This is a genomic window from Anaerotignum faecicola (assembly GCF_003865035.1).
In the GTDB taxonomy this organism is placed as follows: domain Bacteria; phylum Bacillota; class Clostridia; order Lachnospirales; family Anaerotignaceae; genus Anaerotignum_A; species Anaerotignum_A faecicola.
Genome location: NZ_BHVZ01000002.1, coordinates 1 through 19,813, shown reverse-complemented (window position 1 = coordinate 19,813; position 19,813 = coordinate 1). Strand labels below are relative to the sequence as shown.

Below are 19,813 nucleotides of genomic sequence, written 5' to 3'. Positions count from 1 at the left end.
GGAGATGAGCGATGGCTTTTGACGAAGGGAAGGAAGAATTTTTTGAAAAATTTCTGACCGCCGGTTTTGCCAACGGCCAGAGTGCTTGTCTACCTATTAAAAGAAGTCTGGGTATTCCTGAGCCAGCAGCTTCTTTGCTGCCTTGATGCGGGACAGGAACGTGGTGCGAGGAATACCGATTTCCTTGGCGATGGCTTCATCGGAAAGGCCCTGCATACGCAGCTTGCCGATGTTTTCAGCCTCTGGCATCAGGTCAGCGAGACGCTTGAACAGCTGCTCCAACACGATACGGTCGGAAACGAGTTCAGACACGGCCACGCTTTCGTCAGCGATGGTATCCATCAGAACAAGGTCATCATTTTCCTCGCCAATCGGCGCATCCAATGAAGCGATGACGTCAGCGTTGCGGTATTCGCAGGTCAGACAGTCGGCATCGCAGACCCACCATTTATTACGAGGACAGCAGCAAAGGCCACGGCCCTGCATTCTGTGACGGTAGGTGTCATGGAAGCGGGTATGTTCCTGATAGACTTCTTCGGGTACTTCCTGCCAGCGGCGCTGGCTGCGGATGTAGATTCGATGGGTTTCTTTGCTTCGATTTTCATTCTTTGACATAATAAGTTCCTCCGTTTGTCGATGTCTCGAAACGGAGGAACTCTGGTACAGCTGCAAAAGGCGCAATGATAGAACCGCAGTCCTGACGGAATTGCTCCGTTTCGGATTGCAGCGGCCTGCTCACAAGGCAGCTGTAGATATTAAATTGCCTACAATATCTGGTTGAGCCATCATTGATCAGTTGATGCCGGTTATTGTAGTGAGCAGTTTTTTGTCATACTCAGGACTATAGATGATTTTTATTTTAGATCTGCTTCGATGGCGTATAATTCGCTGAATACGTCAGGTAGATCACAGGGATTCAATTCCTCGATGCTATGAGCACCGTATCTTTGAAAAACAGAGTTGACAACAGCCGATCCAACTTGGGAGCTTATGATAGACGCTGATTCTTCAATGCTGATGATGTAGCTGTCTTTTTCGTTGATTGTCATTTTTTTGCCTCCTTCCTCACAGCTCCCTTTCCAGTAGGTGCTGGTGGGTCATTCAGGCTTCACTGGAAAATCCGTGGCCGGTGGATTTATCAGCCTGTCTTTATTATCGCTGATTTCAAATTGGGATTACATGGAGCGGACTTGTAGAAAACTTGTAGATGACTTGTACGACTCAAATAAAAAATCCCACCTACGACTTCTCCAAGTTCAAATGCGGAAAAGTCGTAGGTGGGATTAAAAAATACACAAATCTGTGATATAATAAAATATCGTTTCTAAATTACAGGTACACATTACCTCATAAAGAGGTGCTGTTAGGAGGAAAAAGCATGAGCTACAGCTATAACAAGCTATGGAAACTATTGATAGATAAGGGCATGCTAAAAAAAGACCTCATGGCTAAGACAAAGATTACATCTTCTACAATGGCAAAAATGGGAAGAGGAGAAGCTGTGAGCATGGATGTTCTTGGACGAATCTGCGCAGAGTTGGAATGCAACATCGGAGATATCGTCGATTATGTGAATGAAGAAAAATAATTCCGAGAGGAGGGATTTGTTTATGACGCTTTGTTTTGCAGCACTCATCAAAGTATTAAAAATATGCTCCAAGCCGAAAGTCTACAACAAGACCCTCTGCGGAGCAGTAGCAAAAACAATTGATGAATATTATGGGAATATATTAGAAGCTGATGATGGCACGATAAGCCATCTACTTTCTTGTGATTATAATCTTTCTCCTGAGAATATTGTAGAACCAGCCAAGACAATTGCTTTTTCAAAAATATCGAAGGGGATGACGACATATGTGCTTCCGTTGCTTGACACAGACAAACTTCCTCTTGGGATTCTTGCGCTGCGCAGCATGGCGTTGTCCAGCGTAACTGAATCCGACGCTGTAATCGGTCAGATGAAGCGGTCTACATTGGAAGCGATATCTGTATTCGATCCGGCGGATTTTCTTGCAAATATCTTTCTTTATACGGCAGTTGCTGTGGAAAACAAATCTGGCAAAGATACAATTAACCTTGTGGATCAATCCTTTGTAGAAGGGTTTGAAGCTCAACGTGCATCGATTCGGTTGGAAGCGGATGCGATAATTGAGCCGGTAGAACTTGACCGCACGTTAAAAGACAGTGATTTTGATGCCGTATTCCGCAAAGTGCAGTGCGATGATGATCTTAATTTGAAAAATAAGAGTGGCTTAAATCTATACTATTTGGATATTTCAGATTCCGCATTTGATTACATGGCACTAAATGAATACCTTTTTGATAGTGTTGGTATGTATGTCTATTCCCGGACGCAAATGAAAGAGTTTGAAGACAAGAAAAAGGTCCGGAACATGGGTGCAAAAGCCCTGCGACTGATGAAGGCTAATGGAAAGCCTGATGAAAAGGGTACCGGAAATGAACTCGGTGAAATGCTGCTGTTTGCATTTCTGGAAGATGGATTACACGCACCTAAATTGCTAAGTAAGGTTGAAATAAGCACGACGGCCAGACAGTTCAGCAGCAAAAGTGATTGTGTTCATTTGCTCAAGAGAAAAGTAAATGGAGAGATTAGCTATCAGCTGGTTTTTGGCGCATCGTGCATAAACGGTAATTTTGAAAGTGCAATTGACAGCGCATTTGAAGTACTTGCTGCTATAAAAAACAGGCGGGTAAGAGAACGTCAAATGGTTGATAGCACTCTATTTAATCACACATACGATGATGATACTACAAAGTGGCTTCATCAGATACTGGTACCAAGTAAAACAAGGCAGGCCGCACCTGATATGGCTTTTGGCGTTTTCGTTGGTTATTCGATTGACGTTGAAGCCGATGACAATGATGCCTTTAGAACAGAATGCATAAAACGGATGGAATCTGATATTAAAGCGGCTATTCCATACATTGAGCAAAAGGTTTCTGACCTTAATCTTGGCATGCATTCGTATTATTTCTACTTCCTGCCGTTCAATAACGCAGAGGTAGATAAAAAACTGATTATGGATGAGCTGTTGCTGGGAGGTGTTGATTAAATGAATGACACTACTGGTACACTTGGACATGCGATATTTACTGGCTTAGAGAAGAACGAATACTTAAATGAAATATATGATGCTCTGTTGCATAATGATTTCCTCCGGCTATTTCGCATCGACGATATAGCACAGAAGGAGGTTGACACGGAGGACGCACTAAGGTTTGCTGACCTGCTCTCAAAGTCTGTCAACACTGAGCAGTCAGAGAGGCATCGTTCTCTGGCGCAAGAGATTATTACTCTATTAAATGCGCTGAATCCTGATGATGAAGAAATTCAGTATGTTATGGGGGCGGTTCTTTCAAGCACGAGTAATTACCTTGGCCTTCAGCACAGCGTCCCAGATTTTCAGGAGAATAATGTTCTCGACCGTTTGTCAGATGAAATCAACAGAGATTATCTGCGGATTCCGTCACAACAGGATGGGTATTTTCTTAGATCACAAAAGGCTGTATATGACCACATGACTGAAGATGATTATTTCAGCTATTCCGGCCCTACGTCTATGGGTAAGTCTTTTGTAATGAGGACATTCATCAGGGAGCGTATCAAAATAAGCCCAGACTGCAATTTTGCTATTCTTGTGCCTACAAAGGCTCTTATAAACGAGGTGTCAAAGGAAATAGCTGACAATCTTGGAGAACTCCTGCGGCAGCACGATTATAGGATTATTACTTCAGCCGGAGCAATGATTCTACAGGAAAAGAATGAGCACAGATATGTGTTTGTTATGACGCCTGAACGTATGATGTATCAGCTGATTGGTTTTAAGGACATCCCGATTCACTATCTATTTATAGATGAAGCACAGAATATTTCGGAGAAGGAAGGCCGCAGCGCATTCTATTATCAAGTGGTCGGAATGTTAAATCGATCAGAAGAACGGCCACATATGATATTTGCGTCGCCGCACATTCCTAATCCTGATATTTATTTGGAGCTAATTCCGAGAGATGTTCAGGGTGGCCGGTCGGAAATGACATCGCTGTTTACTCCGGTTAGTCAGGAGAAGTTTTTAATAGATTTACAGGAGAGAAAACTGGGTTACTATAACGGGCTTACGGAAGAACTGCATGCAATTCATTCTTTTGAACCAGACCGAGATTTTCAATCCTTCCTTTCCGAATTGGGTGAAGGAAAGAAAAATCTGATATACTGCAATGCAAAGGCAAAGGTCGTAAAATTTGCACGAGAATATGCTGAGAAGCTCCAGCCGCTGGATGATCCTGATTTGATTGCCCTTGCGGATGAAATACGGGAACAGGTGCATGAGGACTATTATCTTGCGGGTACAGTTGAAAAAGGAGTCGCTTATCATGTCGGTTATCTTCCGACAAGTATCCGATTGCGTATAGAGGAACTCTTTCGCAAACGCGATGGCGGTATTCATACCATTTTTTGTACAAGTACCCTGCTGGAAGGCGTAAATCTTCCTGCAGATAATTTGTTCATTACCGATCACAAAAACGGATCGTATCCGATGTCTGCGGTCGAGTTTCGTAACTTGATTGGACGAGTTGGAAGGATTCAGTACACACTTTATGGAAATGTCTTTCTGGTTTGTCTGGAAGATGACAACAAGACCAAGCCGGAAAATTATGTAACGCTATTGAGGAAGGATGTCGAGCCACAGACGCTTTCGATTGTTTCGATAAGTGATAAAGAAAAGGAATATGTTCTTGAGTGCCTGCGCCAAGGCAAGACGAAACTTGAGAAATTGAACGGTCAGACTATCGAGCAATTTTCGTTAATGCGCAAAGCGGCTAATATCCTTCTAAGAGAGATTATGCTTGATCGCCGTGGCAGGGTCCGCAGGGAATTCGAGGAAAACATGACAGAAAACGATCCTGTATTGATAAAGGAGATGTTTACTGGCAGGAAAAATGAACCGGATGACGACATTAATGTTTCCGTAGATCAGATTGATAAAGTTGTGTCGGCTATTGAGGGTGGGCTGGATTATCCGAAAGTGAATATATACGGCTATGTGGGATTTCAGCCAACATTGGAGTTTCTTGAGGGACTATGTGATGCATTCGACTGGGAAACCTACGAGAGCAGCACACTGGGACGAGTGAATAAGGAAGGAAAGCACTCGAATCTCAGATTCTATGCTACGCTTCTGACTCAGTGGCTTACCGGTAATGGTATCAAGTACATGATTGATCAGGCCATATCGTATAAGCAAGGGAAGAATATTTATGTCAATGGAGAATCAAAGCTATTCGATGATGGAGAAGAACACAGAAACAAGGTGATCGAGGATACGCTTAATAATGTAAATGATATCATTTTGTTCCGGTTATCGAATTACTTTATGCGCTTTTCGACGGAGCTTAAGAAATATCACCATCGTGATTTCTTGACAAATGATTGGTATGAATATGTGGAATATGGGACCACAAATAAGGTGTGTATCCTACTTCAGAAAAATGGCTTTTCACCAGAAACAGCGACTTACATACAGAAGCACGAGGACATATACATTGTTAGAACTGACGAAGGTGTGAAAGTGTCGCTTTCTTTGCTTCAATGTGAGCGGATATCTGTCAGAGAAGAGACAAGGACGGTGCACAACAATATGCCGGAGTTGTTTGACGAATAATAAACCTGTCGGAAGAACAGCAGGCTATATCTCTTTTATAGGAGGAATGATTTTATGGAGTGGACTAAGGATGAAGTCATCAAAAAGATGGAGGAACTTAGAGATAAAGGTTTTATTTCTGTACCAGAAGGTATGTTTAGAAAAGATGATGGGATTGTTGGCCAGATATTAGAACGAGAATTTGGTGTCGCTGAGAATAATCTTCATCTTGCAGATTTGGGCACATACGAGCTCAAAGGAATGAGAAAAAAGAAAAATAAGGCAAGTACATTGACTCTGTTTCACCAAACATCAACAGCAGGATTAACGCCGAATCAAATATTTGATAGGTTTAGCTATGAAAAGCCTTCTCAAAGAGATGGTTCGTTGAAACGAAAACTTTTTACCACCATATATGGAAATAAAGTTAATAGCCTTGGATTTATTCTACGAGGAAATGGAGATGCAAGTATTGATTTGTATTACAGAGATGAGTATTTGGCAACATGGGATTTGACAAGTGGAAACGGGAAAATCAAACAAGTTTTGCTTGCATTGGCTGAAACCAGAGGAACTGCTAATTCCAAAAACGAAGAATTCCATTTTGTAGAAGCGTATATTCTAAGTTCGCCAAAAAACATCTACGATGCAATCGAATCTGGTGCTGTTGTAATGGACCTGTGTATTGACCAGCCAGCGTCAGACTTCAGGAAAAGGGCTCCTCATGATCGAGGACCACACATAAGAATACCTTTAAGAAAGCTAACCAGCTTGTTTGAAAACGTCGAGAAAATTATGTAGGAGGTTATAAAATGAGAGAACGCGATTTAGATTTGCTTAGAATTAGGTTACAGGAAATAAAAGAAATGGGATGGATCCGGAATCAACGCCCCGGCAACGCTGGTGGTGTAGGGAATACTCTGGAAGACCTTCTTGATGTAGCTGAAAATAATCTTCAGTTACCTGATTTTGGCGATTGGGAACTTAAAAGCCAAAGGGCTGAAACAGGCTCACTATTAACACTATTTCATTGCGAGCCAAAACCTCGAAATGCACGGATAGTTCCAAAGATCCTGCTTCCGCTTTATGGGTGGCCGCATCAAGATGCAGGAACTCTTTATCCGATAAACGAAAGAAGTTTCCGTCAAACCATAAATGCCACATCGTGTAGCGACCGTGGATTCAAGGTTAATATTGACTGGAATGCGGAATGTATTTATGTTTCCTTTGACTATCGAATGATTGATGATCGTCATGCTGAGTGGCGTAGTTTCATAAGTGAAGGCGTTGGAAAAGGAGATATTGATCCAAATCCCTATTGGACATTTGGAGATATTTCTCAAAAACTGAGCACAAAGCTCAACAATCTAATGTATGTAAAAGCTGAAACGAAGCATATCTCCGGTTATGAGTGTTTCAAGTATAATGAGATTGAAGCTTACGTTGACCCTACATTAGAGAGGTTCTTGGCTCTTGTTGAATCGGGAGCAATTTATGTCGATTTCGATGCTCGCACAGGACACAATCACGGAACGAAATTCCGAATTAGACCAGCTGCAAAAAATGATTTATATCAGCAGCATATTATCGTTTAAGTAGTTCATTGGCAGGAAAGTTCACAATCAATCCTGTTTGCGTGGGTTGATTTTAGACTGATTTAGTGCTATAATAGTCCTAAAATCAGGACAAAAGGAGACTGACATGGCTAAAGAACTAATTTATCTTGATACATACGCTCTGCAGCAAGATATGCGTATCCGCTTACCGAAATCTATTCTGAATAATCTTCCAGTAGAAAAAGGAACGACAAAATTTTCAATCTATTTAGATCAGGAGAAAAATGAGCTAATATTACGCATTGCAGAATCTTTAAAGGAGGATGCGAAATGAAACACACAATCGCTTGTGGCGATACGCTTGAGTTAATAAAGCAGATCGAGCCTGCTTCAATTGATCTGTTGGTAACATCACCACCATATTGGGCTAAACGCGTCTACAACGGAGATGGAGAGATAGGTTCCGAAGAAACCCCAGAAGCCTACGTGTCAAGGCTTGCCGATTTTTTTGATGAACTGCGTCCGTATTTGAAACCAACAGCTAACGTTTTCATTAATGTTGGCGATACTTACTTCGGATCTGGTGCAGGTGCTTGGAGCAAATATTTAGATAACGATGGAAATGTTACACAGGCTCAAAAGGACCGTAAAGAAAAGTATTTTACAACGAAACCTCTTCAGCCGAAAATCAAACAAAACGGGAAACTTTATCAGAATAAGCAACTTCTTCTCATTCCTTCTCGATTTGCAATTGAAATGCAAGAACGAGGTTGGTTGTTGCGTGATGATATTATTTGGCAAAAGCCAAACAGGATTCCAGCCAGCGTAACTGATCGCTTGAACAATACGTATGAACATGTATTCCATTTTGTTCTAAACAAGAAGTATTTCTTTGACTTAGATGCTATCAAAGTTCTTGGCGCTAATGGTCGCATGAAAAATCCGGGTGACGTTTGGGCTATTAACACTCAACCTTTAACCGGTAATCATACAGCTACATTTCCAGAGCAACTTGTTGAACAGATTGTGCTGTGCGGAAGTCCGAAAGATGGCATAGTGTTTGATCCATTTTTGGGGACGGGCACAACTTGGATTGTAAGTGACCGACTTGGAAGAAATTGTATAGGATTTGAGATCAATCAAGAATTTTTTGATTTTGCACAAAGTAGGTTTAAGGAAAGCAGGGTATCTGAATAATGTCAACTACCGATTTCATAAATATAGATAACGCAAGGCTTTGTGATTGCAAGAAGGGCTTTCTTTCTTGCATCGAAGCCAAAGATTGGATGAAAAATCAAATAGGTGTATGGCAGTTTACATATGAGCCGAGAGACATAAGGGACAAGTCAGTCCATCCTGCCGTATTTCCTATTGCTATGGCTAAAAGAGTCATTGAACAGTTTACTCACAAAGGAGAACTTGTGTTGGACCCTTTTGTTGGGTCTGGAACAACTCTTCTCGCCGCACAAGATTTGGATCGAAATGCAGTAGGATTTGATTTGAAGCAAGAATATGTTGATCTCTCAAATTCACGTGTTGCAGAAGTACCTGATAACTGCCATTGTAAGCAAATTGCAGTTTGTGATGATGCAAGAAATATTGTGAACCGTATTGCGCCGGGCACGGTTAAGCTGGCTTTTACATCACCTCCATATGCCAATATATTGAACAGAGAACGTAAAAATAAAAGTCGTCGTGGTGACTTGCGTGAAAATGAGCAGTTTGGCAAGATTGAGCAATATAGTCAAGATCCTCGTGATTTAGGAACGCTGGATGCGGATGCATTTGAGAGAGAAATATCCGAGATTTTCCGTGAGATGATGCCCGTTTTTCAAGAAAAGGCACATATTCTCATAAATATAACGGATGCATGGATTGATGGGAAGCGAGTGCCTTTGCACATAAACATTATTAATGCAATGCGTGCAGCAGGATATGAATTTAGAAATACGATTATATGGGATCGTCGCAACTTGGTTAATAAAATCGGTATATTTGGTTGGCCGAGCAGTTATATCACTATGGGCACGACTTTTGAATATATTCTCGACTTTACGCTCCCTGCTCCTGCGAAGAAAACACAAGCAAAAGAAAAGAAATCTAATGCGTGATGTAATTTTGAGCAGATAAACGCACAAAAACCGTATTTATTTATAATAGCAGTTGAGCTTCATATTACTGTCAATGTTCCACAGTCTTCGGAGACGATGCAGTGGATTGAAAATCTCTAAGAGAGGAGGCAGTTTGTTTTGGCACAATATACGTGGGAGGAGTTCTACGATAAATTTTATGATTGGTCTGAAAGCACTCAGATCAGCAGGATGTCCGGCCTGACAGACTTTGGTCCTTCCTCTGAGGTTTTTGATGTTGCAACAGAGTATGCTGATCCAAAGATTGCAACTCGCTTTTTAAAGAAAGCGATAAAAGCTGGTGTTAAATTCACTGGTGACGAAATCGTGAATATGATCGACAATGTGACGGAGGAATTTATTCCTGCACTTGTCATGAGCAATTCCGTTCCCTATACAAGAGATGAACTGGAATATGTGGCAGGCTATGTATCCGACGATTTGCTGCACCGACTTGAAGGAGCCAGAGGTATTGAATACACTGATTGGAAGGACTTTTACGAAGCCTACCCATCATGGACAACAGAAGTTTTCAGTGAGCGTGTGAAAAAGCTAAAGACCTTTGGCCCATCCGACGAGGCGTTCAAGGTTTCCAATGAGTTTGTCAAGCCGGATGAAGTTACTGCGTTTATAAAACAGGCTGTGGCCGCTGGAGTGCGTTTTACTCCTGATGAAATCATAGAAATCTCTTATGCCGTTGAGCAGGACTATGTACCGGAGCTTGTCAAACATAATGCTTCCCCGTTCATTGCAGAAGCATTGGAATATTTAGCAAAGTCTCTTCCGGAAGATGAGATAGAAAACGTAATAGATGAATCTAATATTCGATTCAGCCAGTGGGAAGATTTCTACCAATATTACGATGAGTGGGATGAAAAAACGCAAGTTCGCAGAGCTGGCGATATTACCGATTTTGGCTCTGCTGAAGAGGTCTCAGAAGTTATTCAGTGTTTTTTAGATAAAGAGTGTGCTATAGCTTTTACGAAACTTGCGCTTAAAGGTGGAGTAGAGTTTCCGGTAGCTGAAATCAGAGAATTGGTATGTTGTGTTGATAGCTCGCTTCATCGTGATTTGATGAGAGCCAACTCAACAAAATACACTGAAGATGATTTCGATTATTTCTACGGCTTAGTTGAAGACAAAATCATCAAGTACATCGCAAAAGAAGAAAAGGTACCGTATACGCTTCCGTCTGAAATACAGATACAGATGCCGAAGCAGAAGGGACCGGGATTATTCACCGCAATTCTGGCAGGGCTTGGAATGGCGTCACTTTATGATAAGCATGTAAATGGGTCCCATCATAATGGGAGATGCAACGGTGACTGTGCCCATTGTCCTCCACATTACGGATATCGATATGGCCGCTGGTATTACGGACACGACCATGTACATGGCTGTGAGTTCGGTGGTAATCGAGGCAGCGGCAGTATGGACTAAACCAATATAGAATCATGGGAAGTGGATGATAGAGGTGACGAGGAGAAATGATAGCCTATTTGGATACAAATGTATATATAGGTGCTGGATATAAATTTTCAAGTGAAAAGTTTGCCACATTACGTTCCTTGATAGCCAACGGAGATGTGAGCATAATTTACTCTTCAGCGACACAAGGTGAAGTTGAACAGCATATCAATGATGATATCAGAACTGCTGTGACGAAATATAACAGGGTACTTCGCAAGGAACTTTCTGCACTGATGTGTACAGAAGATTTTGCGTTGAACAAAATTGACGAAGCTCATGTTGTGGCTTCTATTAAAGATGCTTTTGCTGATTTCCTTTCATTGGACGGAGTCACTAAAATTGACCTTAATCCGTTAGATGCGGAGCGTTTGATGCAGTCGTACTTTGCTTTAGAAGCACCGTTTGAAACGAAAAAACCACATGAATTTAAAGATGCGATTATGATTAATGCTGTAAAGCAATACCAGAAAAAGGTGCATGATCAGATAGTCATCGTTTCAGATGACTCCGGTTTTAGAAAGGCCTTTGAGGGAGACGATAACTTCGTCACGATACAGTATCTTGGCGATCTTATAAAAATGTGCAATCAGCAAAAAGAAGAATATAAAAATATTGAGGCATGTATTATTAGTGCAGTAGAGAACGATGATTTCTATGATTGCATGCACGAATATTTTTCGGATTTCGATATAGATAGAGGTTATTATGGTGAGTGGAAATGTGATGAAAAACAAATAGATTCAATTGAGGCTGAATTTGCCTATGTTGAATTTGTTGACGGTAGATGTTTGGCGCACATAGATGTTGTTCTGTGGGTTGTTGCGGAAATCACTCATAGAGATGAGGATACATCCTACTTTGATAAGGAAGAGCAACGATATTTAATTGAAAATTATGTTACATGGCGTGAGACACATCGGATTGAAACAAATATTATTATTGACTGTACTGTTGATAAAATAGACGATGAATACGTTATTTTAGAGAGCACTATCGTTGATGATAGAAAATTCCGTACTCTTGATTTGGACGAAGATACTTTGCAAAATTGGGACGAATTGGAAACGGAATACCATGAAGAGCCTGATTTGGTTTATTGTAGCGAATGCGGAAAGGTTATGGGATATACAGCAGAGTATACCGATTATGACGATAACCCTTTGTGTGGAGACTGTATGGTTACTAATGAGAAAGGTGATATTTGCCCGACCTGTGGCAGAAAGGTCCCACATGAGTTAATGAATTCAGGTTTTTGTATCGACTGCTTTAGAAATCAAGACTAACTAACAATTTAAATTTTGGCATAACTTTTAACTTCACCTATTCTGGACCTGTCGGGACGACTTCCGGCACCGTCTGCTTCGAGTAAAATGAGGACAATAGAATAAAAAAACTGGGCTTCTACAGACGGCAAACGGTCGTAAAAGCCCAGAAATCAAGCCTTTTTCGGTGTTTTCACACCGGAGAAGAATTTTCCCTTTGTATCAAAGATAGCGTCTTGTTAGACTAGGCAAACAGTACTGGTGTATTTATCGTGTGAATTCTTGACTATTAAGGTCGAGTGCATGGGAATTGTGATTCCAGATTGACTGGAAAATAGTCGTTGACCTATCCCTTGTACTGCGAACAGGCAGGGTCGAGACAATGGGAAGTCTGCAACTATTGACTTTGGCATTATAATAGGAAATATAAAGGGAATTTCAGACCTGTTCCCATAAACAGCTGAGGTCTAGGCTGTGATATTGATAGCAACAGAAACAGCCATATTTCTACTACAGATACGAGTTGATATGTTTCCGTAGACAAACGGACTATTCCGAAATATCCCGATTATGTTGTTATCAATCAGGGCCAATCGAGCCATATCGAAAACGTCTGCCTGCTGACGCGGGAAAACTAAATCCAATCCTCTTTCTTTTTACAGAAGAAGGGGGATTTTTTTATTGCCTTTTTTGCGCTTTTCTTCACATCGAGACTATGTGAGACTACAGAAATGGTATACAGAAAGAGAAGCAACGAAAGGGGGGAGAAAAATGGAGAGAGAAAGCTTTATCTTCTACCGCAGCTTTTACGATTCCATCAAGGGCTTAGGGGATGCGGAATTTGCGGAATGTATGCGTTTTCTGTGCGAATATGGGCTGAATGGAGCGGAGCAGACAGGCGGCACACTGGCGGAGGTGGTTTTGAAGATGGCGAAGCCGCAGATAGATGCGAATAACCAACGACGAGCAAACGGCGCAAAGGGCGGCAGACCAAAAGCAAGCCTCTCCGCACAGGAGCAGGCGGTATCCGATAGGAAAACCGATGGTTCTGAGACGGAAAACCATAGGTTACGGGATGCAAAACCTAATGTAAATGGTAATGGTAATGTAAATGAGAATGGTAATGGTAATGGCAATGAGAAGGGTAATGGAGAGGGGAATGAGAATGCTTCGCAGGACGGACAACCACACCCCTTTCATCCCCCTTCTGTGGAGGAGGTACGGGCGTACTGCGAAAGCAAGGGCTATCGTATCAGTCCGGAGCGGTTCATGGATTATTACACCGCCAACGGCTGGCGGCTTGGTAAGTCCGAGATGAAGGACTGGAAGGCAGTGGTGCGAAACTGGGAGAGACAGGAAGCGAAGCAGACGGAGAATGTGAGTGGATATTGCCGTCAGGAGAGCGGAAAAGGAGTGAAGGGGTATGGTAGATGTGAAGGCGCTGATGCAGGCAGCGAAAAATACGACGGCACTGTCCTGTGAGGAGAGGATGGCGTTATACAACAGCAGAAGGGGCGACCTGATGGGGTATGACTGCCCGATTTGCCGCAACAAGGGGTTTGTGTTTTTGATGAAGGATGGGTATGAATACACCATGGAGTGCGAGTGCATGGAGAAGCGCAGGGGCAAGTGGCGGCTGCAAAAAAGCGGCTTGCAGGACATGGCGGAGCGGTATCGCTTCGAGACCTACGAGGCGAAAACAAGCTGGCAGAAATCCATCCTTGCGGCGGCGGAGTGCTTCTGTGAGGAAGGGGAGGGTTGGTTTTATATCGGCGGACAGGTCGGGGCAGGGAAAACGCACATCTGCACCGCCATTGCGAATCGGTTGATGCTCCAGGGCAAGGGCGTGCGCTACATGATTTGGACGGAGGAAGCCACCAAGCTGAAGGCGCTCAAGACGGATGATGAAGGCTACGAGCGCGAAATCAACAAATGGAAAACGGCAGAGGTGCTGTATATCGACGATTTTCTGAAAACCAGAAACGGCGTACTGCCGACCGATGGGGACATCAATCTTGCGTTTGAAATCATCAACGCGCGGTATAATAATCGCACCTTGCGGACGATTTTTTCGGGGGAAAGAGGGCTGAATGAAATCATGGAGCTTGACGAAGCCATGGGCAGCAGAATTTATCAGCGGTGCGGCAAATATAAGCTGAAAATCGGATGGGGCGAAGGGCGGAACTACAGAACGAGAGAGGAGGGCGTGGTGTAGGGCAATCCCTCCGCGGCAACTGCGCGTTGCTTGCGCCAAGGCGGCGGTTCGAGTATACTGGAGAAAAGGCGGTGAAGGATATGGAAACAAAAAGTATGGAAACAAAGGATATTTTATTGCAGCTGCGCACAAAGGCAGGGCTTTCGCAGGATGAGCTGGCGGAAAGGATGTTCGTGACCAGACAGGCGGTATCCCGTTGGGAAAGGGGAGATACGATTCCGAATACCGAGACATTAAAGCGATTATCCAAGCTGTTCGATGTGTCCATCAACACATTGCTTGGCTCGCCGAGAGAGCTGATTTGCCAATGCTGCGGCATGCCGCTTGCGGATGACAGCATCAGCAGGGAAAAGGACGGCTTTCTGAATGAGGATTACTGCAAATGGTGCTACGCCGATGGGGTGCATCTGTACAGCGATATGGAGGATTTGATTGAGGTGTGCGTGAAAAATATGCCACAGGATACATACACAGAGGAGGAGGTGCGCGCCTATCTGCGGCAGCTGCTGCCTCAGCTGGAGTATTGGAAAAGGGCAGGAGAAAAATAAGGACATAAAAAAAGACTTTGCTCATCCAAGCAGATGAGCAAGGCCTTTTTAAGTTTCAATGGGTTTCCGGAAATTGTTCAGATTATTCCCATTCTACAAAGACTAACGCTTTTTGTTTAGGAATTATTCTCTGTAATGTTTCTCGTTCTTTTGATTATTTGATATATCCATATTATCCTGCCTATACGAGCTAATGTTATCATTTTGTTATCGGCATTGATAACACCTACTCGATAACTGTGGATAATAACTATATGTAGCATGTCAAATTATAAGCTATTTTGCTTAGAGATTCAACACAAAACTGAAATTTTACTTTTCCTTATATTCATCTGGTATTGCTATTTGAAATGTTTCACACAACAGCATCACATCATGCACATCATTTTTATCGTGTTCATATCCCAAATGAAGCATTACCTGACTCAATGGTTCAATACAAGAAACAGTTATATCTCCAACTTTTCCAATACCGGAAAAAGTTTTTGATGGAAATATATCTCCCTCATAAACAATTCCGTCATCTGTAAATTCAAAACAATGTAAATCAATGATTCTTTGTTTATCATCTTTCCAGACAGTATGACCATCCGTTGTATAATCAGTATTTACTTCCTCAAATCCATGCTGCTTAATCACATAAATATAATCATGATAATGTTTCAGTTCAACAAACAAATCAATATCATTGTGTATTCTTGATTCTCTTTTAAGAAGTGCATCAACACCCCATCCGCCATCTAAATATACTTTAATTTCGTTTTGCAAAGCATATTTTATAATTTCACATGCATCTTCTGTACGTACCATAATCTATCCTCCAAATTCAAATCTTTGTATGCTTTCCAACTCACTAAAAGCCTGAAATTTGTCAGTCTTTCATCCTTTTTGTTATCAATCACCAATTAGCTGTAATCCATTAGGATTTAGCTGATATATTTTATCGCACACCTCTTCAATATACTTTCTATCGTGAGAAATGCTAATGACAGCCCCCGGAAATTCTCGGAGCATTTTTCTTATTACCGGACCGGACAATGGTGAAAAATTTCTTGTCGGTTCATCCAGAATAAGAACATTTGCACCACTTAAGCTCATCCTCAAGAGAAGCACTTTCGCCTTTTGTCCGCCTGATAACTCCCGAATCGGATGCTCCATTTCATCTGGTGTGTATTTAAGTGAACCAAGGTATGTTCTAATTCTTGTACGCTCTTCTTTATCTCCTGTTTTATCAAGGTAATCAACCGGTGTAACATCCAAATCCAGCAGGTCTTCATAAGTTTGAGGCATATATTCTGCTTTAATGTCATTCCGATTTAGGAGTTCTTCCGCTATCTTTTTTAGAAGAGTCGTTTTTCCTGCCCCGTTGGCTCCTATCATACAGATTTTTTCTGAACCTTTTATTTTTAAATGAATTCCTTCTGCTAAAATTCTTTTGCCATCCGGAGTCACAAGCTTTGAAAGTTCATATTCTATGACCGTTTTTCCTGCGGGAATGTGTGAGTTTTCATCCCCTAATTTGACAAAGATTGCTTCTTCCTGTTCCGGCATCTGAGTCATATTTTCATCTTCTTTTTCAAATCTTCGTTCCATTGCCTTAACCGTATGCATTTTGTCCTTTAAGTTTTTGGCAACAGACGGTGCTTGTCTGGTACAACTTCTTAATGCACCTTGTACACTCTGCATAACTCTTTGATATTTTTCATCGCGAATCTTTTTCTCCCTACGGTCACTCAGTGCCCGCTGTTTTTGGATTTCAAATTTATGAAGCCGTTCTTCCACATAGCGTCTATAGGGAAGCTTTGCCACGGTATATCTCGCCTTTGTTTTTCGTATAATCTGCTCGATATGTATCACCATGTTGGCAGTACGCTCTATCAGCGTTTCATCGTGTGAAATAAAAAGCACAATGTGCTTCCAGTCATTTATGATTTTTTCCAGTAATGTAAGCGTCGCAATGTCGATGTCATTGGAAGGTTCGTCCAACAACAGCACAGAAACATCGCGAATGAAAAGCCTCATAAGTTGTGTCTTGACTTTTTCGCCTCCTGAAAGACTACCCATTGTCTGGTTACTGTAGAAAAAATCATTTTTCATTCCAAATTTTCCCGCAATAACAGACAATTCTTTAGGCGTTTTCTCCCAGAATATTTCCTCTTCAGAAAAATATTCGTATATTGTTTTTTCCTTATCTTCATCGAGCATCTCCTGCGGAAGATAACCAAGACGTTCGTGTCCCATTATCCTTTCCCCATCTGCTTCTATATAGTTTTCTACAAGCGACGGATTGTATATCCACTTCATTAATGTCGATTTCCCATTTCCCTCTTCTCCAATAATAACTGCCTTATCTCCATCATTTAGCACAAGGTTGAAATCATTAAGAATTATTCTCAGGTCTTTTTTATGTGTTAAATTTAATTTTTTTATCTGCAACATTAAAGTTTCTCCTTTTCGAAGTCTGAGCCAATTATTATTTTGAACACACAAAAACGAGTCTTTTTTGCATACGCAAAAATAGACTCGCTAAATAGACCCTTATTTCTTTTCCAAAAGGAAAACAAAGGAAATGCCTCTTGCGATAATCCAACTTAAGCGTACACAAAACAAACCTATTCTCTACAGGCTCAATAACTATATGTGTCTTACTTAAATCAAATTATCTATTAATCATTTCCTCACCTTACACAAAATGTGCCTTTCTTTCTTCTAATGGCAATACTATCATACTGTATTTTTTGTGTCAATACATTTCACCTTATGGAAGTGCAAATTAAAATTTTCACTTCCTAATTATACATCCAACCATTACGAAATTCAATCTTTCACAACCTCTTTACAACCACAACCACAGCACTCCAGCAAACGCAGGAGCACCATACCGTAAAACGCTTATGTGTAAATCAACTCCGTTCCTACAACTTCCCTCACACAAGCCTGAATATTATTCATTCTTCCAATCCATTCGTAGGGATTATCTTTCTTTAATTGTTCCGTCACATCTTGTCTGTCGGCATATTCCTTTACCAGTCGAAGAAACATATCCTCTGCTTGCTTATCGACTTCTGCAAGATAACTATGCAGCTTTCCGCTTGTCAGCAGGTTCATATATAACACTTTATAGTGTTCCTTTAAATGCCTTGCATGTCGTTTCCCCCATAAACCAATCGGCTCTATTTCTTCTTCGGCTGGTACTGTGATGTTCGGCAATAAATAATCACCCACCTGTCTATAAGTTCCGCCCATTTCTTCAAAAATTGTCTTTGTCATTTTCCTTTTCCTCCTGTGATTTTTGTCTATCGTGATCGTGTATTATCACGCTTGCGACCTTTAACTGTTCTTGCCTGCTCCAACAAATCATCTATCTGTTTGCGACCAAAAACCTTACGGAGCAGGCTGTAATCTTTATTTTCTGCTTTTAGGATTTTGTTTTCTTCGGTCAATCTTTCATTGACTTTCTCCAAACGCTGATTGGTGCGGTATAACTGTGCATTCGCTGTATTCAGCCTATGATAGTTGTCCCACCCCTCAAAGCAGCGGGCAAGCACCGTTTTGACAAGTTGCTTCAATTTCCTTACAACCGGCTCTGCCATTTTGGTTTTATATGCCTTTGCAGTCATAAATTTCTCTGGTTCTGGCAACTGATATTTCGGTGCAGTATCAAGCTCTATTTCAAGATTTGACAGCTCGTCTTTTGCCTTATCATAGTTCAATACTCGTTCCGACAACACATCAAATTCAATCTGTTTCTGCTCGATTTTCGCACCTAATGCCGCCACTTCTTTTTTTCTTTCCTGCTTTTTATAATCCAAAACAGAAAGATGTTTTTCGTGTGTGCCTAAATGTTCCCACTCAATCCCATAACGTTCCATCACCGCCGCAAGCTGTTCTTTTTCGGACTGTATCCATTGCGACCACTCCGTATCGCCACGACTGCCGCCCTTAAAACCTTGCGTTGCAAGAGCCTGCTTTAGTGACACTCTTGTATCAAGTCCACGCTTGCTGCCTGTGGTAAAAGGTACAAAATCTATGTGCAGATGTGGTGTAGCTTCATCCATATGCAGATGAGCCGAGAACACCCGAAGCTGTGGATTTCGCTCCTGAAAACCCTGATAGTATTCATCTAAAATCTGCTTTGCCAGTTCTCCGTTTTCCGTATCGGCGTTCATATTTCCCTTACCGCCCACCTGTAAAATGATTTCGTGGAACGGTTTTTCCTGCTTGGAACTTCGGATTTTTTCATAATAATCTTTTATCTTTCGGTCTGACCTTATCTGCTTGGCATTGTATCTTTCCAATGCTTCATCAAACAATTCGTGATAAACTGTCTTTATATTTTCATTGCAGTAGTCGATATTGAGATGAGTACGAGTTCCGTCTACATTTTCTGCTCGGAACTTTCGGCTATTGTGATTGACCGAGCCTTTACCGACCATTGCACTTATCGTTCTCTGCATTTTTTCATCTCCCATCTGTAAATTTCAACATTCTCAGGTTTTGTTACTTTTGTCAAAAGTAACGCAAAAGCACTTTTGACGGGTACACCCATCAAAAATGCGACCTGTAAACAGGTTTTGCGTTCTCCGAAGGCTCTCCGAGGGGTGAGCGTGTGCCGGTGGCACACACGCCTGCGAACCGACCGAGCCAGCAGGCGAGACCAAAGAGCCGCCTTTGAAAAGGCACTCTCTGCACACTCCCCTAAACTTTATCCGGTGTCAAAGTGTGACGATGGTGACAATGTTTTTCACAGCGCGTGCTGCTCTCAAAAACATTGACACCTTTGACACCGTTTGTCACGCCGTCTGCTCGGTTTCTTTCCAAAGTGAAACCTTTCTTCCGTCGTGTGTGCGGCTGTTCTGATAACGGATACCGTAATCACGAAACAGCCTGCTTGCGTTGATACTGAGCCTTAAAGAAAGTACATTCGGCTTTATATCCACCGCAAGCCTTTCGCAAAGTTCCGAAGCAGTTCC

General features: G+C 41.9%; 19 protein-coding genes and 1 pseudogene. 13 read left to right on the top strand and 7 right to left on the bottom strand.

The window, feature by feature from the left end; genetic code table 11:
- Positions 1–96: 96 nt before the first annotated feature.
- Together EJE48_RS05800 and EJE48_RS05795 are read right to left on the bottom strand one after the other, a co-directional pair.
- Positions 97–615, bottom strand: coding sequence for a sigma-70 family RNA polymerase sigma factor (locus EJE48_RS05800; protein ID WP_124984377.1), 519 nt, complete (start codon positions 613–615; stop codon positions 97–99).
- Between the two features lie 239 nt (positions 616–854).
- Complete coding sequence (locus EJE48_RS05795; protein WP_124984376.1) at positions 855–1,049, bottom strand: hypothetical protein; 195 nt, start codon at positions 1,047–1,049, stop codon at positions 855–857.
- A 329-nt stretch (positions 1,050–1,378) separates the two neighbouring features.
- Between EJE48_RS05795 and EJE48_RS05790 the strand changes: the two genes are divergently transcribed.
- The 13 genes from EJE48_RS05790 to EJE48_RS05730 all read left to right on the top strand — a co-directional run bounded on the left by EJE48_RS05790 (position 1,379) and on the right by EJE48_RS05730 (position 14,840).
- Positions 1,379–1,588 (top strand): helix-turn-helix domain-containing protein, encoded by a 210-nt coding sequence (locus EJE48_RS05790; protein WP_124984375.1) that lies wholly within the window; start codon positions 1,379–1,381, stop codon positions 1,586–1,588.
- Between the two features lie 22 nt (positions 1,589–1,610).
- Positions 1,611–3,074, top strand: coding sequence for a HamA C-terminal domain-containing protein (locus EJE48_RS05785; protein ID WP_160117320.1), 1,464 nt, complete (start codon positions 1,611–1,613; stop codon positions 3,072–3,074).
- Positions 3,075–5,681, top strand: coding sequence for a DEAD/DEAH box helicase (locus EJE48_RS05780; RefSeq protein ID WP_118578906.1), 2,607 nt, complete (start codon positions 3,075–3,077; stop codon positions 5,679–5,681). It begins immediately after the preceding gene.
- 54 nt (positions 5,682–5,735) lie between these two features.
- Positions 5,736–6,461, top strand: coding sequence for an MvaI/BcnI family restriction endonuclease (locus EJE48_RS05775; protein WP_118578904.1), 726 nt, complete (start codon positions 5,736–5,738; stop codon positions 6,459–6,461).
- Positions 6,462–6,472: 11 nt separating this feature from the next.
- On the top strand, positions 6,473–7,255 hold the full coding sequence (locus EJE48_RS05770) for an MvaI/BcnI family restriction endonuclease (RefSeq protein WP_124984373.1): 783 nt from the start codon (positions 6,473–6,475) through the stop codon (positions 7,253–7,255).
- Between the two features lie 106 nt (positions 7,256–7,361).
- Positions 7,362–7,550, top strand: a complete 189-nt coding sequence (locus EJE48_RS05765) for a sucrose-6-phosphate hydrolase (RefSeq protein WP_118578900.1) — start codon at positions 7,362–7,364, stop codon at positions 7,548–7,550.
- Positions 7,547–8,413 (top strand): DNA-methyltransferase, encoded by an 867-nt coding sequence (locus EJE48_RS05760; protein WP_118578898.1) that lies wholly within the window; start codon positions 7,547–7,549, stop codon positions 8,411–8,413. Before EJE48_RS05765 ends, EJE48_RS05760 begins: the two co-directional genes overlap by 4 nt.
- A complete protein-coding gene (locus EJE48_RS05755; protein ID WP_118578896.1) occupies positions 8,413–9,327 on the top strand; it encodes a DNA methyltransferase in 915 nt (304 codons plus the stop codon). The genes EJE48_RS05760 and EJE48_RS05755 overlap by 1 nt, the downstream gene beginning before the upstream one ends.
- Before the next feature lie 138 nt (positions 9,328–9,465).
- Entirely contained in the window at positions 9,466–10,785 is a 1,320-nt protein-coding gene (locus EJE48_RS05750; protein WP_118578894.1) for a hypothetical protein, read from the top strand.
- 47 nt (positions 10,786–10,832) lie between these two features.
- The gene (locus EJE48_RS05745; protein WP_118578892.1) at positions 10,833–12,098 is read left to right on the top strand and encodes a PIN domain-containing protein; all 1,266 of its coding nucleotides are present in this window, start codon (positions 10,833–10,835) and stop codon (positions 12,096–12,098) included.
- A 750-nt stretch (positions 12,099–12,848) separates the two neighbouring features.
- Positions 12,849–13,559: a DUF6291 domain-containing protein gene (locus EJE48_RS05740; RefSeq protein WP_118578890.1), complete on the top strand. Its 711-nt coding sequence runs from the start codon at positions 12,849–12,851 to the stop codon at positions 13,557–13,559.
- Positions 13,501–14,292 (top strand): ATP-binding protein, encoded by a 792-nt coding sequence (locus EJE48_RS05735; protein ID WP_118578888.1) that lies wholly within the window; start codon positions 13,501–13,503, stop codon positions 14,290–14,292. The genes EJE48_RS05740 and EJE48_RS05735 overlap by 59 nt, the downstream gene beginning before the upstream one ends.
- A gap of 80 nt (positions 14,293–14,372) precedes the next feature.
- Positions 14,373–14,840, top strand: coding sequence for a zinc ribbon domain-containing protein (locus EJE48_RS05730; protein ID WP_279221701.1), 468 nt, complete (start codon positions 14,373–14,375; stop codon positions 14,838–14,840).
- A 312-nt stretch (positions 14,841–15,152) separates the two neighbouring features.
- Here the strand turns inward: EJE48_RS05730 and EJE48_RS05725 are convergent, their stop codons facing one another.
- From EJE48_RS05725 to EJE48_RS05705, 5 genes and pseudogenes are all read right to left on the bottom strand, one after another.
- Positions 15,153–15,650: a nucleotidyltransferase domain-containing protein gene (locus EJE48_RS05725; RefSeq protein ID WP_009247521.1), complete on the bottom strand. Its 498-nt coding sequence runs from the start codon at positions 15,648–15,650 to the stop codon at positions 15,153–15,155.
- An 84-nt stretch (positions 15,651–15,734) separates the two neighbouring features.
- Entirely contained in the window at positions 15,735–17,279 is a 1,545-nt protein-coding gene (locus tag EJE48_RS05720; protein ID WP_009247522.1) for an ATP-binding cassette domain-containing protein, read from the bottom strand.
- Positions 17,280–17,732: 453 nt separating this feature from the next.
- On the bottom strand, positions 17,733–18,110 hold the full coding sequence (locus EJE48_RS05715; protein WP_009247523.1) for a TnpV protein: 378 nt from the start codon (positions 18,108–18,110) through the stop codon (positions 17,733–17,735).
- Positions 18,111–18,136: 26 nt separating this feature from the next.
- Positions 18,137–19,276 carry a plasmid recombination protein gene (locus EJE48_RS05710; RefSeq protein ID WP_124984455.1) on the bottom strand — a complete coding sequence of 380 codons (1,140 nt, stop codon included), beginning with the start codon at positions 19,274–19,276 and terminating at the stop codon, positions 18,137–18,139.
- 357 nt (positions 19,277–19,633) lie between these two features.
- Positions 19,634–19,813, bottom strand: a pseudogene (locus EJE48_RS05705) (hypothetical protein); the annotation flags it as partial.

Excerpts from the sequence above, each read along its gene's own strand:
- EJE48_RS05765 (WP_118578900.1), top strand. The coding sequence starts at position 7,362 with ATGGCTAAAGAACTAATTTATCTTGATACATACGCTCTGCAGCAAGAT.
- EJE48_RS05745 (WP_118578892.1), top strand. The coding sequence starts at position 10,833 with ATGATAGCCTATTTGGATACAAATGTATATATAGGTGCTGGATATAAA.
- EJE48_RS05795 (WP_124984376.1), bottom strand. The coding sequence starts at position 1,049 with ATGACAATCAACGAAAAAGACAGCTACATCATCAGCATTGAAGAATCA.
- EJE48_RS05720 (WP_009247522.1), bottom strand. The coding sequence starts at position 17,279 with ATGTTGCAGATAAAAAAATTAAATTTAACACATAAAAAAGACCTGAGA.
- EJE48_RS05760 (WP_118578898.1), top strand. The coding sequence starts at position 7,547 with ATGAAACACACAATCGCTTGTGGCGATACGCTTGAGTTAATAAAGCAG.
- EJE48_RS05725 (WP_009247521.1), bottom strand. The coding sequence starts at position 15,650 with ATGGTACGTACAGAAGATGCATGTGAAATTATAAAATATGCTTTGCAA.
- EJE48_RS05780 (WP_118578906.1), top strand. The coding sequence starts at position 3,075 with ATGAATGACACTACTGGTACACTTGGACATGCGATATTTACTGGCTTA.
- EJE48_RS05740 (WP_118578890.1), top strand. The coding sequence starts at position 12,849 with ATGGAGAGAGAAAGCTTTATCTTCTACCGCAGCTTTTACGATTCCATC.
- EJE48_RS05800 (WP_124984377.1), bottom strand. The coding sequence starts at position 615 with ATGTCAAAGAATGAAAATCGAAGCAAAGAAACCCATCGAATCTACATC.
- EJE48_RS05735 (WP_118578888.1), top strand. The coding sequence starts at position 13,501 with ATGGTAGATGTGAAGGCGCTGATGCAGGCAGCGAAAAATACGACGGCA.
- EJE48_RS05775 (WP_118578904.1), top strand. The coding sequence starts at position 5,736 with ATGGAGTGGACTAAGGATGAAGTCATCAAAAAGATGGAGGAACTTAGA.
- EJE48_RS05755 (WP_118578896.1), top strand. The coding sequence starts at position 8,413 with ATGTCAACTACCGATTTCATAAATATAGATAACGCAAGGCTTTGTGAT.
- EJE48_RS05715 (WP_009247523.1), bottom strand. The coding sequence starts at position 18,110 with ATGACAAAGACAATTTTTGAAGAAATGGGCGGAACTTATAGACAGGTG.
- EJE48_RS05730 (WP_279221701.1), top strand. The coding sequence starts at position 14,373 with ATGGAAACAAAAAGTATGGAAACAAAGGATATTTTATTGCAGCTGCGC.
- EJE48_RS05790 (WP_124984375.1), top strand. The coding sequence starts at position 1,379 with ATGAGCTACAGCTATAACAAGCTATGGAAACTATTGATAGATAAGGGC.
- EJE48_RS05785 (WP_160117320.1), top strand. The coding sequence starts at position 1,611 with ATGACGCTTTGTTTTGCAGCACTCATCAAAGTATTAAAAATATGCTCC.
- EJE48_RS05770 (WP_124984373.1), top strand. The coding sequence starts at position 6,473 with ATGAGAGAACGCGATTTAGATTTGCTTAGAATTAGGTTACAGGAAATA.
- EJE48_RS05710 (WP_124984455.1), bottom strand. The coding sequence starts at position 19,276 with ATGGTCGGTAAAGGCTCGGTCAATCACAATAGCCGAAAGTTCCGAGCA.